10 protein-coding genes are annotated in these 14,649 nt (G+C 45.7%); 6 read left to right on the forward strand and 4 right to left on the reverse strand.

All coding sequences use genetic code 11. The features are described from left to right. Positions 1–163 precede the first annotated feature (163 nt). Complete coding sequence (locus PPO43_RS07000; RefSeq protein ID WP_272621090.1) at positions 164–550, reverse strand: acyl-CoA thioesterase; 387 nt, start codon at positions 548–550, stop codon at positions 164–166. Between the two features lie 359 nt (positions 551–909). On the opposite strand from PPO43_RS07000, the gene PPO43_RS07005 reads away from it, so the two are divergent. Continuing rightward, on the forward strand, positions 910–2,733 hold the full coding sequence (locus PPO43_RS07005; protein WP_272621091.1) for a tetratricopeptide repeat protein: 1,824 nt from the start codon (positions 910–912) through the stop codon (positions 2,731–2,733). Between the two features lie 81 nt (positions 2,734–2,814). Here the strand turns inward: PPO43_RS07005 and PPO43_RS07010 are convergent, their stop codons facing one another. Next, positions 2,815–3,399 carry a WG repeat-containing protein gene (locus PPO43_RS07010; protein WP_272621092.1) on the reverse strand — a complete coding sequence of 195 codons (585 nt, stop codon included), beginning with the start codon at positions 3,397–3,399 and terminating at the stop codon, positions 2,815–2,817. Positions 3,400–3,920: 521 nt separating this feature from the next. On the opposite strand from PPO43_RS07010, the gene PPO43_RS07015 reads away from it, so the two are divergent. The 5 genes from PPO43_RS07015 to PPO43_RS07035 all read left to right on the forward strand — a co-directional run bounded on the left by PPO43_RS07015 (position 3,921) and on the right by PPO43_RS07035 (position 9,751). Further along, positions 3,921–4,250: a hypothetical protein gene (locus tag PPO43_RS07015; RefSeq protein WP_272621093.1), complete on the forward strand. Its 330-nt coding sequence runs from the start codon at positions 3,921–3,923 to the stop codon at positions 4,248–4,250. A gap of 56 nt (positions 4,251–4,306) precedes the next feature. After that, positions 4,307–4,675: a hypothetical protein gene (locus tag PPO43_RS07020; RefSeq protein WP_272621094.1), complete on the forward strand. Its 369-nt coding sequence runs from the start codon at positions 4,307–4,309 to the stop codon at positions 4,673–4,675. A 557-nt stretch (positions 4,676–5,232) separates the two neighbouring features. Beyond that, a complete protein-coding gene (locus tag PPO43_RS07025) occupies positions 5,233–8,001 on the forward strand; it encodes a 2-oxoglutarate dehydrogenase E1 component (RefSeq protein WP_272621095.1) in 2,769 nt (922 codons plus the stop codon). Positions 8,002–8,057: 56 nt separating this feature from the next. Then, positions 8,058–8,618, forward strand: coding sequence for a hypothetical protein (locus PPO43_RS07030; RefSeq protein ID WP_272621096.1), 561 nt, complete (start codon positions 8,058–8,060; stop codon positions 8,616–8,618). 38 nt (positions 8,619–8,656) lie between these two features. Continuing rightward, complete coding sequence (locus tag PPO43_RS07035; protein ID WP_272621097.1) at positions 8,657–9,751, forward strand: mannose-1-phosphate guanylyltransferase; 1,095 nt, start codon at positions 8,657–8,659, stop codon at positions 9,749–9,751. A 1,532-nt stretch (positions 9,752–11,283) separates the two neighbouring features. Here PPO43_RS07035 and ccsA read toward each other — a convergent pair. After that, entirely contained in the window at positions 11,284–13,794 is a 2,511-nt protein-coding gene (gene ccsA, locus PPO43_RS07040) for a cytochrome c biogenesis protein CcsA (RefSeq protein ID WP_272621098.1), read from the reverse strand. 46 nt (positions 13,795–13,840) lie between these two features. Further along, a complete protein-coding gene (locus tag PPO43_RS07045) occupies positions 13,841–14,257 on the reverse strand; it encodes a cytochrome c maturation protein CcmE domain-containing protein (protein WP_272621100.1) in 417 nt (138 codons plus the stop codon). Positions 14,258–14,649 lie beyond the last annotated feature (392 nt).

The following is a 14,649-nucleotide window of genomic DNA, read 5'->3' on the forward strand; positions in this document are numbered from 1 at the left end:
GGGGCCTCCGCCTCGCTTCGCTCGTCGGCGCTACGTTTCGCAGCTCGCTATTCGCTCGGCCCTTCAGCCCTTCGGGCTTCGGTCTGGCCTAACGGCCACTGCTGCACATCGCTAGGCCGAAAATTCGCCTGGCCGAATGGGGAAATAACACATAATTTAATAATTAATCTATAACTGGAATAGGATTTCGGTTTTCATCTATGGCCACAAAGCTAAAACAACCGTTAATCGCCAGTTCTCGACCATCTTCATACATCTTTTCTAGATAGATTTTCACCTCAATATCTAAACTAGTGCGACCCAGCTTGCTCACCTTGGCCACTAATTCGACCAAAGTACCTGCAGGAATAGGATGATTAAAATTTACCCGATCTGAGCAAATCGTTACCACTCTTTTTCGGCAAAAGCGGGTCGCACAAATAAAGGCAACCTCATCCATCAGTTGTAGGGCGGCCCCACCAAAAAGCGTATTATAATGATTGGTCGTATTGGGAAAAATCGCTTTAAATATTCTAGTGGTAGCTTGTTCTTTACGTTCTTCTATGGTCATGACATTTTTTTTGTGAGCCTCGGGGCTCGGCATGAAAGAATGGGACGAAACTAGGTCTTTTTTGGCAGTTCAACTAAACTTTGCCTGCTTGCCCACTTAATAAAAGGCTAAAACTACGGCTAAAGCGGAGCATTCAGAACAATTTTTGCGGCAAAAGACTTACATTAGACAAAGGACCTATTTGGGTCCAGAAAGCGGCGAAGCCGCTTGGCCTAGCGATGCGGCGGGGTGGCCGAAGGCCAGACCAAGTTTTTTGAGCGCAGCGAAAAAAACGCAGGGCCGAGCGAATAGCGAGCCCCAAAGCGTAGCGCCGCAGCTTTGCTGCGGAGGCCCCAACTCATCATGAATCTTAAAGCAATATGTATAAGTATATTTTTTTGGCCCTTTTTATTTCGGCCATCTCCCCTAGTTTTGGGCAAAATTTTAATAATGCGCAGCAGGCTAGGCTTTGCTTGCAATATTACCGCAATGGCGAGTTTGAAAAGGCGGCCGCCTGCTTTGAAGAGCTGCATAAAAAAGACCGCAGTCACGACTACTATTATGAGCGTTATTTGAGCTGTTTGTTTGAGTTGGAGGATTATAGTACGGCAGAAAAAGTAATCAAGCGAGCCATCAAGGCGAGTCCAGAAAAGCTAGAACGACGTGTAGATTATGGGCGGCTTTATGCGCGGCAGCAAGAAATGGACAAGGCAGAAAAAGAGTATAAGCGAGCGATCAAGGAGCTAGAAGGCAATCAAATTCAGATTACTCGTTTGGCCAATGCTTTTCAGCAGCAAGACCGTCATGCGGAGATGGTGGCCACCTATGAGAAGGGCGAAAAGCTTTTGGGTCAGCCTGGAATTTTTGCTTATCAGCGGGGAAATGCTCATCGTTTGGCGGGCAATGCGGAGGAAATGGTCAAGGCTTATTTGGATGCAATTGAGGCAGTGCCTGGTCGCATGACGAATATTCAGGCCTTTTTGCAGCGTTATTTACCTGAGATGACGGGCAGTTATGAGGTTTTAAAAACGGAATTATTTAGAAGAAGTCAGAAAGATGCAAACAACAGTCTTTATCCAGAACTTTTGGTTTGGGTTTATGTGCAAGAAGAAGACTTTGAGAGTGCATTAGTACAGGCTCGGGCGCTTGATTTGCGTTTGCAGGAAAATGGCTCAAGAGTTTATAAATTGGCCCAGATGGCGCTTAATGAAGAGCAATATCAGGCAGCCTTAGATGCCTTTGAATACATTGTAGAAGAAAAGGGAAAAACCTCCATTTATTATATCAATGCCAAAGAGCAAATTCTATACACCAAGCGCAAGCAGCTCAGCAAGGGGTTTGCTTATACCGAAGAGCAGTTAAGGACCTTAGAAGGGGAGTACAAGGCCTTTTTGAAAGAATTTGGGCAAAATGCGGGCACTTATGGCATCATGAAGCAACTCGCAGAATTGGAGGCCCTCTATCTCAATGATTTGGGGCAAGCTATTCAAATTTTGCAAGCGGCAGTAGAAATGCCTCGTTTGGATCGGCAGCGTTTGGCAGAGGCCAAAATCCAGTTGGGAGATTACTTCTTAATGAATCAGGAAGTTTGGGAAGCCAGCTTGCTTTATAGCCAAGTGGATAAAGACCAAAAAGATAGTCCCTTGGGAGAAATGGCCCGTTACAAAAACGCCAAACTCTCTTATTATAAGGGAGATTTTGAGTGGGCACAAGATCAGCTGGAAATTCTAAAAGGAGCCACCTCAGAGCTTATTTCCAATGATGCCATTGATGTTTCTGTCTTTATTATGGAACATTACAACTTGGATACGACGGCCAACAGCATGCGTCTTTTTGCACAGGCAGAGTTAAAAATCTTTCAGCATCGTTTTGAGGAAGCTTTTACGCAAATGGACAGCATTAAAATCTTATACAAGGGCCATGGATTAGAAGACGACATCCATTTTGCCCGGGCCAAGGTCTTTTTGCAAAAATTAGATTATAGCAAAGCCTTAACCGAATTAGAGCAGATTGTTGCTAATTATCCAGAGGGCATTTTAGTTGACAATGCGCTTTTCCAAATGGCCCAAATTTATGAAGAACGACTCAAGCAGCCAGAAAAAGCCATGCCGCTCTATGAGCAAATTTTGATGGAGCATATGGGCAGCTACTTTACGGTAGAAGCCCGCAAACGCTTCCGAAAATTGCGTGGTGATGGCGTATAAGAAGAAAGCCCACAGCTTTTGGCTGCGGGCTTTTTCATTACAAATCCTAAATATACTTATGCTTACTCTTATGTTCTTTAGTTAGAGACTAGCTTGTAGACTTGGCTCCAAAGTAGTCTGCAAAAGTTGCAATTCTCCTTTTTGATTCAAGTTATACCATTGGCCATCTTTTTTAACTAGAGCTTGACCATTTTTGCCAAAGCTGCGTACAGCTTCAAATTGAGCCGCTGTAATCAAAGCACCTTGTTCATTGATAAAGCCCCATTTACCTTCCATTTGAACAGCAGCAGCACCTTGCTCAAAGCGACCTACCCAATCAAAACGGAAGTTACTGATCTTTTGACCTTGCTTATTGATAAAACTCCATTTGTTGCCTTTGCGAATAGCTGCATAGCCATTTTCAAAGGGACGAATTTCCTCATAACGAGGAGCAATAATTTCTACGCCCTGTACATTGACCAAACCATATTTATTATATAGTTTAGTTAGGGCAACCCCTTCTTGATAGGCAGAAACTACCTCAGCTCCACTAGCCGTCTCTTCACCAATAGCAGTCATTTCAATAACAACATCTTCGCTGCTATATAAAGCCCAGCTCGATTGAGCTGAAGCAGACTGAAAACCGATAAACAAAGCGATAGCGAAAAAGAAATAACGAAAGTTCATAACAATGAAAATTTGAGCTGTAATTATTTGTATCTGTTTTTATTCTATGTCCTTAGAGAACTATTGCTCTCTTTTGTTGATACAAAGATAGGGCAACCCTATAGCTAGGGCAAGTTCTCTCGACTTCAAGGCGGCTTTTTCCGACCAAACCCTATTAAAAACCACTCATTTACAATTGCTTGCAGTCTAAACCTCCTTAGATTCTTAGGCTAAAATGAACCAGTAAAAAATTTTAGGGCAAAAAGAAGCCTTTTTACGTATAAAAACACAAATTACAACTAATATTTAAAATAAAATTCTTTCAACCTGTTCTTAAAAACAAGGTTTCCAAATTAACATTGGCTTTACAATGCTTAATTTTAAAGCTAAATTGGGAGAATATTTGCCCTACTTTATTCAGGCAATAATAAAAAAAGCCTTGGCCTTATTAGTTAAACTTTAATTTTGTAATTTTATATTAAGCCTAATTTTTATGGGTATAAATGCCCTGAAAAAGATTTTCTCAAAAAAAAATTTGCCTTATGCGCTTTCTATCCACCTTTATTCTACTCCTAGTCAGCCTAAGTTTATGGGCACAAAAATCTGAGAAGCAAAAAGCTTTTGAAGAAAGTCAAAAAGACCAAAAGATCAAAAGCACGAAAGTACAGATAGACCAAAATAAGTTTAAGCAATTGCGTTCCGCTCCGAGCATGCAGATGTATCAAAAAGAGCGTGATCAATCAGTTAAGGCACCAGCTCCTTTACAGCAACTGCAAGATGCCAAAGTGCGCAGTAATGAAGATGGGCGGCCATCTAAGCAAGAAGAGTTACTTTTATTAGAGTTACAGAATCAGGCTACTCCTGAAAAATAATTTATTTTGCTCATTATCAGGGATAATGAGGATTTTCATATAAAATCATTAGTGCTATGTTCATCAAACAGATTTTAACCCTTTCTATTTTAGCAGGGACAGCCCTTCAGCTTTCTGCGCAAGAACAAGAAGCGGCCCCTAAACATTCTAGTTTTGAGGTTTTTGTTGACGATGGCTTTTCAAAATCAGATCAATACCTGCAATCTGACAAGGCGAAGCAGGATCAAAAGGCCAACCAAAAGCTACTTGGGCGCCTTCGTCCAGGAGAAACGACAGCGCATCTAAGAGCACGTTTAGATGGCAAGTCTAGTTTAACAGAAGAGCGGCTACTCAAAGAGATACCGAAAGAAACCATTTCCGATCAATTGATTAGTCCGCTAAATGGATTGAAGGAAAAAAACAAGGCCCAAGATCCTACAGAATAAAGAAGGTTCTTTCTTGTAAAACCTGTAGTATAATAGCTTGTTCTTTTCAACTATATAAAGGTTTGCTGCACTATCTTCTGCGACTTAAGATTTCCTTAGTAAAGCGGGCTGCGCCCGCTTGGCTGAGGGATGGACAGCAGTGGCCGCAGGCCAGACCAAGGCGGCTTTGCCGCCGCAGGGCCGAGCAGAGAGCGAGCTGCGACACAGCCCGACCCGCCCAAGAACTCATGAGGGTTTTAACCCTCATTTTGCATCGCTTCGCAAAGCGATACCGCTTTGCGCTGGGTTTCAACCCAGCGGAAGGGGCAGCCCCAAAAAAATAATAAAACAGCTTGGAAAAGAAGCAAAATAAAATCCTCTTGCCCCTTCTATCTATAAATAGATTTTTATATATTCATTTAGCTATTAGCTAAACCCTTGAAAACTGAATAGTTTTTATACGCAGAAAAGCAAAAAGGGCCTTACTAATAGGAGAATGATTTTCTATATTTACGAGATACTGACTAGGCCAATTTTTGGGTCTATATAATTATCAACAACGCATAAAGCAGCTGAAAATGAGCTACTCTTTTATTTCCAATGCCCATCCAGGTTATATTGACAATCTGTACAAGACCTATAAAGAGGACCCTGAGCAAGTGGCCGAGGGCTGGAAACAATTTTTTGCAGGATTTGATTTTGCCATTGAGCAGGGGGCTGCTGAGCCTACCGATAGCATTGAAGGCGGCCTTTCTATGGGCAACCTTCAAAAAGAATTTGCTGTATTGGGACTGATTCACGGTTATCGTCAGCGGGGGCACCTGTTGTCTACAACCAATCCCGTACGGCCCAGACGTTTTCGTTTCCCTAATGTCGACTTGGCCAACTACAACCTCACAGAGGAAGATTTGGAGCAAAGTTTTATGGCTGGAGCCGAAATCGGAATGCCCAATGCCAAATTGAAGGATATCCGCAACCGACTAATCGAAATTTATTGTGGCAATATTGGTGTAGAATACAGCCATATTGAGAACCGCGACAAGCGCATGTGGCTCCGTGACCGCATGGAGCAAAGCCAACCACAGAAAGCTTATGACCTAAGCATTTCGCAAAAGCGTCGCATTTTGGAAAAGCTCAATGGAGCTGTTGGCTTTGAAAACTTTTTGGCCAAGAAATATGTGGCCCAAAAGCGCTTTGGTCTAGAAGGTGGAGAAACAACAATTCCAGCTCTAGATGCTATTATCTGCAAAGGCGCAGAGGAAGGCGTAGAGGAAGTGGTCATTGGAATGGCTCACCGTGGTCGCCTCAATGTTTTGGTAAACATTATGGGCAAAACCTATGATCATATCTTTAGTGAGTTCCAAAATGTCATGCCCGAAGAAACCTTTGGCGATGGCGATGTGAAATATCACCTAGGCTATGCCTCTAAGTATCCCACCCCTTCTGGCAAAGAGGTCCATATGAAATTGGTCCCTAACCCTTCTCACCTAGAGGCAGTAGGTCCTGTCGTACAAGGTTATGCCCGCGCTCAGGCCGATGTTCTTTACACCTCTGACTTTGACAAAATTCTACCTATTCTCATTCATGGAGATGCTGCTGTTGCTGGACAAGGGGTAGTTTATGAGGTGGTCCAAATGAGCCAACTAGAAGGTTATTATACTGGTGGAACGATCCATTTTGTCATTAACAACCAAGTTGGATTTACTACCGACTTTGAAGATGCTCGCTCTTCTACCTATTGTACTGGAGCTGCAGCCTTGGTGCAAGCCCCCGTTTTCCACGTCAATGGAGATGATCCCGATGCCGTTATTTTTGCCGCAACACTAGCCGCTGAATATCGCCAGAAGTTTAATACAGATGTATTTATTGATATGGTTTGCTACCGCAAACATGGGCACAATGAAGGAGATGATCCCAAATTTACACAGCCCAAACTCTATGAGTTTATCAAAAATCATCGTGATCCTCGCTCTATCTATATCGATCGCCTAATCGAACAAGGCGCTATCGAAAAAGAAATGGCGGAGCAAATGGACCAAGAATTTAATACCTTCTTGCAAGAACGCTTTGACCGAGTAGAACAAAAAGAAGTAGACTATACACTTCAAGCTCCAGAAGTAGCCTGGAGCCAATTGCAAAAGAAAACCTCTTGGGAAGATTATCTAAAATCTCCCGATACGGCTATTTCTGAAGAGCAATTGACCTATATCCTCAATAACCTACAAGAGATTCCCAAGGAGTTCAATATGCTCTCTAAGTTTAAGCGGATTCTCAAACGTAGCCAAGCCTATATCGAAGAAGGCAAATGCGACTGGTCTATGGCCGAGCATTTGGCTTATGGCTCTTTGCTTTTGGATGGTCATCCTATCCGCATGAGTGGACAAGATGTTAAGCGCGGGACCTTCTCGCACCGCAATGCTGTCCTCTATGATGTAAAAACCAATGAGCAATATAGCCGCCTCAACCACCTAAAAGAAGGAGAACAAGCCGAATTCCGCATTTTCAACTCTCTACTTTCTGAGTTTGCTGTTTTGGGCTTTGAATACGGTTATTCTTTGGCTTCTCCCGATAGCCTAGTGGTTTGGGAAGCACAGTTTGGCGACTTTGTCAACGGTGCCCAAACTATTATTGACCAGTTCATTACTTCTTCTGAAAGTAAATGGGCGCGCATGAGCGGTTTGGTCATGCTTCTCCCTCATGGCTATGAAGGGCAAGGCCCCGAGCACTCTTCTGCTCGCCTAGAACGCTTCTTGCAAGCCTGCGCAGAATACAATATGACCGTAGCCAATGTAACTACACCAGCCAACTTCTTCCACCTCATCCGCAGACAATTGGCCCGCCCCTTCCGCAAACCTCTTGTTGTGATGTCTCCAAAGAAGCTGCTCCGTCTCAAAGAATGTATTTCTGATTTCAAAGACTTTACCGTTGGTGGTTTCCAAGAAACCTTTGATGACGCTAGCGTAAAAGATGCCAGCAAAATCAAAAAAGTACTTTGCTGTACAGGCCGCCTTTATTATGACCTATTAGAGAAGAAAGAGAAAGAAGGACATGACGATATCGCTATCGTTCGTCTAGAACAGCTCTACCCCTTCCCTCAAGCACAGGTCAATGAATTGATTAAGAAATATGCCAACGCCAAGTTCTTCTGGGTACAAGAAGAACCCTCAAACATGGGATCTTGGCAATATCTCTTAGCCTTCTACCGCAACTATGATTTGGGCCTCATCGCCCGCAAATCTAGTGCTTCTCCAGCCACGGGATACAAAAAACAACATGAGCAAGAGCTAGAAGATATACTTCAACGAGCTTTTGCACCTATAGAAGAATTGGCGCAAAGCCATAAATAACGTAACTTTAGGGGCCGCAATACTGCGGCCCTTTTTTATGTATGCACCTTTGCCCTATGTCTATACTCTTTACCTTCATCGTACTGATTGCCGTCTTGGCCCTAGTCGCCGCCGTTTTCGCCTTTATGCTGCCCCAATCTTGGCGCATCGAAGAGGTGGCCCAACTAGCCGCTAGCCCCAAAGAACTATTGGCCCTCTTCCAAACACCAGCCAATTGGCCCAATTGGTCGGCCTGGACCAAAGAACAAGGCTACTCCTTCTCTTTTGAAGGCCCAGAAGCAGGCCCCGGCGCTATGATGTTCTGGAAAAGTAAACAGATCTCTGCCAAACTTATTATTACCCAAGCCAATGAACAACAAATCAATTTTGAGCTGGAGGTTGACCGCTCCCCACTCAAAATTCAAGGCATTATGGCGCTAGACAATAGTATTCCCGACTATACCCAACTCGCTTGGCGCCTAGAAGCCGACCTCCCCCATAATAGCAAAGACCCCCTCGGACGATACCAAGCTTACTTTCTCAAAAATTACTTTAAGACTAGCCTTCTCTATAGCCTCCAACGCCTAGAAGCCGATTATGGCTTTTTTGAAGATGAAGAGGAAGAAGAACAAGTCTAGCCACTTGGGCCCCGGCCCTACAATCAGATCTTACTTATATGCAGTTATCTAACGACTATGTCTTTATTATGGCTGGGGGGCTCGGCACTCGATTTTGGCCCGCTAGCCGCCATAGCTTACCCAAACAATTCCTAGATGTTTTGGGCGTAGGCCAAACACTCCTTCAACTGACGGTCAAACGCTTTGAACGCTTTATTCCCAAAGAAAATATCTTTATCGTTACTTCTGAGGAACACGGCCAACTGGCCCTAGAGCAATCCGGTCTCGCCCCTCAGAATATCATTATGGAGCCCGCCCGCAAAAATACAGCGCCCTGTATTGCTATGGGGATGCGCTTTTTAGAGCAAATCAACCCCCAAGCCCGCGTGGTCCTCGCCCCCTCCGATCACCTAATTCTCAATGAAGCAGAGTTTGTTAAAAAACTACAGGAAGGTCTCGATTTTGTAGGCCAAAATGAGGCGCTACTTACCCTCGGCATCCAACCCCACTACCCCAATACTGGCTATGGCTATATTCATTTTGATGCCCAAGCCCAAGGAAATATCTCTAAGGTTAAACAGTTTACCGAAAAACCCGAACTAGAAAAAGCCAAGGCCTTTTTGGCCGGTGGCGAACATCTCTGGAATGCAGGCATCTACCTCTGGTCGGTCCAAACGATCCAAAAAGCTTTGGCCAAACATAGCCCTAGCCTCTATCAAGCGTTCCAAAATTATGATGGCCAACTCCAAAATAAACTGGCCGTTCCCCAAGGCAGCGCAGCCATCTATGAGCAAATAGAAAGTATTTCTATTGACTATGCCGTGAGCGAAAAAGCCGATAATATCTATACCCTGCCCGCCGATATCGGCTGGTCTGATGTGGGCACCTGGCAGGCCCTCCAACAAGTGGCCCCCAACAAAGACGAGGATAATAACCTGGTCCTGGGCCTCGATAAAAAGCAATGCCAACTCGCCAATAGCAAAAATAATCTGCTCTATAGCAGCCAAAACCGCCCCGTCATTCTCTACGATCTAGACAATATGCTGGTGGTCGATGAACCTCAATTGCTCCTCTTGGCCCCCCTCTCCGCAGAACAACATATCAAGGAGATTCGCCAAGCAGCCGTAGACCAATGGGGCGAGGATTTACTCTAAACTATTTTTTAGGGGCCCGCGGCCGGCTAGCCTTTGGCTAGGTCGGCCGCCGCTATGCTGCGGGGCTCACAGGTCTGTTCGGCCCTGCGGCGGCTTTGCCGCCTAGGTCTGGCGCTGCGCGCCACCCCTCCGCAGCGCTGGGCCTGCGGCGCTTCGCGCCTGCATAACGCAAAAAATAAATCCCAAAAGCCTGTCCGTTATTTCAACGGACAGGCTTTTTCTATGAAATATGTACTTTGTTTTCTCTAAAAGCGGAGAATCTGTTCCCCCACGCTAATCTGCAGATTACAATTGACGTGGGGAATTTCCCCCAGCTAATCTGCAAATTACAATTAGCGTGGGCGTGGCGCCCAGCCTAATCTGCAGATTACAATTAGCGTGGGCGTAGCGCCCAGCCTAATCTGCAGATTACAATTAGCGTGGGCGTAGCGCCCAGCCTAATCTGCAGATTACAATTAGCGTGGGCGTAGCGCCCAGCCTAATCTGCAAATTACAATTAACGTGGGCGTGGCGCCCAGCCTAATCTGCAAATTACAATTAACGTGGGCGTGGCGCCCAGCCTAATCTGCAAATTACAATTAACGTGGGCGTGGCGCCCAGCCTAATCTGCAAATTACAATTAACGTGGGCGTGGCGCCCAGCCTAATCTGCAAATTACAATTAACGTGGGCGTGGCGCCCAGCCTAATCTGCAAATTACAATTAACGTGGGCGTGGCGCCCAGCCTAATCTGCAAATTACAATTAACGTGGGCGTGGCGCCCAGCCTAATCTGCAGATTACAATTAGCTTGGGGAGGCTGTATAAGGCCCTATCTTTTTTTTCTGCCCCCCCCCCTACTGCAAATCAGCTAAGCTCGCTTAGCAGCGAAGTGTTGGATAGGGTTGTATTTAAGCCCTTCTCATTTTACCCTAGGGGCAAGCCCCTAGGCTAATAGTCATAGTCGCCCCCTCCTTCGAGGGGGCTTTTTGTTTGGCTCTATTGGTTAATTGAGCCCAGATGTAATTTTGTGTATTGGCCCTTAGGTACTAAGTCTATATTTGAAGAGCAAGCAAATAATTGGTAGTTAAAGATTTTATTCGCTTAACTGTTCAAGCTCAGGAGGAAAGGCGAATCCCCTCGAAGGAGGGGATGATAGATTTAATAGCCTAGGGCCTTGGCCCTAGGGGGAGGATTTATATCATATTGGCCTGTAGGTTTTAACCTACAGGCTCCATTGAAGAAAGGCGAAAGCATTCGGTTTCCAGGTCTTGCGGCTTTTAAGCTGCAGGCCATGGGGATGCTAAAAGCTAGCGAATTCGGGCCTGATCTGGCTGCGGGTTTTAACCCGCAGTAATGGCCGAAGGCCAAACGGCCTAGCGATGCGGAGGGGTGGCGCGTAGCGCCAGACCCAGGAGCCGAAGGCGACGCAGGGCCGAGCAGACCTGCGAGCCCCAAAGCGTAGCGCCGCAAGGCGAAGCCGCAGCGGAGGCCCCAAAAACAAAAAAGGAGCAGTAAAAAATTACTACTCCTTTTGCTCTCCATCAGTTAGAGCTTAGATCTCTAGCTTTTTGGATTTTATTTTCCCCATCCGTTGGAACATGCCCATGAGCAGGCCGATCATCATCATGATGGAGCCGATCCAGACCCAATTGATGCCGGGGAAGACCAAAGCTTGGACCACCACATAGGCTTTTTCGGGTTTGTTGCTACGGACATCAAACTGCATTTTCATCCGATCTTTGCTTTCGGGCAACACCTGCGCAAAACGGAAATCGAGGCCCAATTCCTTTAGCTCATAAGGAATATTGAGGGGGCGATTATCTCGGATGTACAAAAAGGGTTTGGCCAAATAAAAGCTGTCCGAATTGAGGGCATACACCTTGAGAATAGCCGTAATGGGGATGTCTCCCTCTTGAAACTGATAAGCCTCGTTTTGGGGCAATTCGGTCCCAATTTGATCGAAAACCACATAATGGCCAGGCGTGAAAAAAGTATCGCCCTGCTCAATAATATGCGACTCCCATTTAGCGGCTTCTTCCTCTTCTTTGCTCGCTTCGGGGTCTTCAAAAGCCCAATGCGGAATGGCCAAAGTAAAGATATCTTTCTCGAAATAATGCCGGGTATTGGGGTTAGCTGCGCGGAACTTAAACTTATCCTTGGGCAAAGAATCTCGGATCACATTGGGCGAAGTGCTAAACTCCTCTATGATATTCCCTGCAGCATCCTTTTTAGTAAACTTCAGCTCAAAAAACTGCTGATTGCCCTCGGCCCAATCGCGGCTGTATTCTACGGTATAGCCATCGGCGATAGGGACCGGCTGCCCCTTAACCACTAAAACATTCTTATTCGATTGGGGATTGATATCATTGACCTCAATAGAGGTAAATCCCTCTGAAATGGGCCGTTTGAGTGCGCCAGAAAAGACCACGCCCACCATCAACAAACCAAAACCAATATGGGCCACGGGCGCTCCCGCCACCTTAATGTTGCCACGGATAACCGAAACGATATAATCTAAATTCGTAATCACGGTAAAAATTCCACTGCCGACCAGCAACCAATATTGCCAAGCCACAATAGAAGACCAAAGCATCAGGGGAACGGTAATTAAGGCCGAAAGCAGAAAAGCTCCCCCCAAATGAATCCCCAAAAAGCGGCCAAAACTAGCCGAAATCTCTCGGCTGCGATAGCGCAGAAGCACCGAAATCCCCGATAAAAAGCCAATCAATACGCCAATCCACAATTGGTAGCGATTATGATGGGCCACCTCATCTTCGGGAGGGGCAATATTGGTAATATCGCCACCGCCAACAAGGGCAGAAAAGGCATCGGCCAATTTATTCCAAACGGGAATAGAGGTCGTGGCCGTAATCAAAACCGAAGAAAACAGCAGGACCAAAGCCCCTACAAACATCCAAAACTCTCTGGAGTAACTGCTCTCTTCCTTTTCTACGCTAGGAATCTCTTTTTTAGCCTTAAAATAAAGGACCAAAGGCCAAATACTCACGGCGGCCATAAAGAGAATCAACTGCCATTCTAGGCCCATTTCGGTAAAAGCATGCACCGAAGTTTCACCCAATACCCCCGAGCGCGTCAAGAAAGTCGAGTAGACAATCAGCACAAAGCTCAGAATAAAGAACAGATAAGTCGAGCGAATTGAATGCGGGCTATTGCGGGCCACCAAGGCCGTATGCGTGCCCGCCAACATAATCAACCAAGGGACCAAAGAGGCATTTTCTACAGGGTCCCAGGCCCAATAACCCCCAAAGCTCAAGGCCTCATAGGCCCAGGCCCCTCCCATCAGAATACCTGTACCGAGGATAGCCCCAGAGAAAAGTGACCAAGTCAGGGCCGGCTTAATCCAAGCCTTATGCTCTTTGGTCCAAAGGCCAGCAATCGCAAAAGCAAAAGGCACAATGGTCGAGGCAAAGCCCAAAAAGAGCGTAGGGGGGTGGATCGTCATCCAATAGTTTTGCAAAAGCGGATTTAGGCCAGTGCCCTCAATCGACTGCAAATAATTGGGCATATTAAAGATGGGGGCCTCATGCACATTGCGCAGCAGCACAAAGGGGTTAGAACCAATCCGATCATCTCCCTCGCCAAAATAAAAGCCCAAAAGCATAGAGCTCAAAAAGGCTTGGACTAAGCCAAAAACGGCCAGAACCGGGGCCTCCCATTTATCTTTTCGGCTCAATACAACCAAGCCCAAAACGACATGCCAAAACATCCAGAGCAAAAAGCTCCCCTCTTGGCCCTCCCAGAAGGCCGAAAAAATATACTGAAACGGCAAACTGTCGGAGGTGTGCCCCCAAACATATTCATACTCATAATAACGAGCAATCATAATGTAAAACAGCAGCCCGATAACGCCAAAAACACTCAGGCCATGAATGCCAAAACTCCAACGCCCAATGCGTGTCCAATCTCTACTCGCAACAAGATCTTTTCGGCTATTGGTGGCCCCCGCATAAGCCCAAAGGGCCAAAAGGCTACTCACAAATGCCAAAACAATAAGGCTGTGCCCAATAATCCCTGGCCACAAATGTTCTCCTTCGTAATTCATCTTCCCTAAATCAACTTACTAGAATAGAAAGCTCCTAAAAGCCTCCTTATTTACTCACTACCTGCCTTGCTTTTTGGCTTTGCAGTGCTTGGTCCTGATACTTAGAAGGACACTTCAACTGCATATCATGAGCAATAAAGTCACTCCCCTGCATGCGGCCGGTCAATACAATTTGTTCCGAACGCTCAAAATCCTGCGGCTTGGCCATCTGCGCCACCACCTTTTTAATCGTTCCCTGCTCATCTTCCATATAAAAAGAAAAAGCATTGGCATCCTCTTCTGGATTATACACAATGGGGCGAGCATCATCTACCACCAACTGCCCCACAATCTGATGGTTGCGGTCCATTTCTTCCATAGCCACCGAAAAATCACCATAACTTTGATAATCGCTAGCCTGCGTAATCAATACTCCAATAGCTGCGGCAATGACAACCAAAGCCAAAATTTGCATCTTTTTCATATCCTATCGTTTTAATATCTAATATGATCTTTTTTTGGGGCTGCCCCGCCTTTCAGGCGGGTCGGGCTGTTTCGCAGCTCGCTATTTCGCTCGGCCCTTCAGCGCTAAAGCGCTTTGGTCTGGCCCTGCGGGCCACTGCTGTCCATCCCTCAGCCGTTGGGCCTTCGGCCCTGGCGGCTTCGCCGCCCAAATTGGCCCACAAAAGTACAATTTTTTAGGCGTTGGGCCAGTTCATCCCCTCATCTTTAAATCCTTGTTAAGTACAGCAAACCCCTTTGAAAAGGCCTTTTTATCCTAATTAACTAACAATTATGCACTGTTTGCCGTTTATCGCCTTCCTTTTATCAAAACTATTTAGATCATATCTAAATTACCTTTTTTTAGGGCTTCCT

The organism is Saprospira sp. CCB-QB6, from assembly GCF_028464065.1.
Lineage (GTDB): Bacteria > Bacteroidota > Bacteroidia > Chitinophagales > Saprospiraceae > Saprospira.

Bases quoted from the DNA above. Each gene is read 5' to 3' on its own strand.
- PPO43_RS07010 (WP_272621092.1), bottom strand. From the start codon at position 3,399: ATGAACTTTCGTTATTTCTTTTTCGCTATCGCTTTGTTTATCGGTTTT.
- PPO43_RS07015 (WP_272621093.1), top strand. From the start codon at position 3,921: ATGCGCTTTCTATCCACCTTTATTCTACTCCTAGTCAGCCTAAGTTTA.
- PPO43_RS07020 (WP_272621094.1), top strand. From the start codon at position 4,307: ATGTTCATCAAACAGATTTTAACCCTTTCTATTTTAGCAGGGACAGCC.
- ccsA (WP_272621098.1), bottom strand. From the start codon at position 13,794: ATGAATTACGAAGGAGAACATTTGTGGCCAGGGATTATTGGGCACAGC.
- PPO43_RS07045 (WP_272621100.1), bottom strand. From the start codon at position 14,257: ATGAAAAAGATGCAAATTTTGGCTTTGGTTGTCATTGCCGCAGCTATT.
- PPO43_RS07035 (WP_272621097.1), top strand. From the start codon at position 8,657: ATGCAGTTATCTAACGACTATGTCTTTATTATGGCTGGGGGGCTCGGC.
- PPO43_RS07025 (WP_272621095.1), top strand. From the start codon at position 5,233: ATGAGCTACTCTTTTATTTCCAATGCCCATCCAGGTTATATTGACAAT.
- PPO43_RS07030 (WP_272621096.1), top strand. From the start codon at position 8,058: ATGTCTATACTCTTTACCTTCATCGTACTGATTGCCGTCTTGGCCCTA.
- PPO43_RS07005 (WP_272621091.1), top strand. From the start codon at position 910: ATGTATAAGTATATTTTTTTGGCCCTTTTTATTTCGGCCATCTCCCCT.
- PPO43_RS07000 (WP_272621090.1), bottom strand. From the start codon at position 550: ATGACCATAGAAGAACGTAAAGAACAAGCTACCACTAGAATATTTAAA.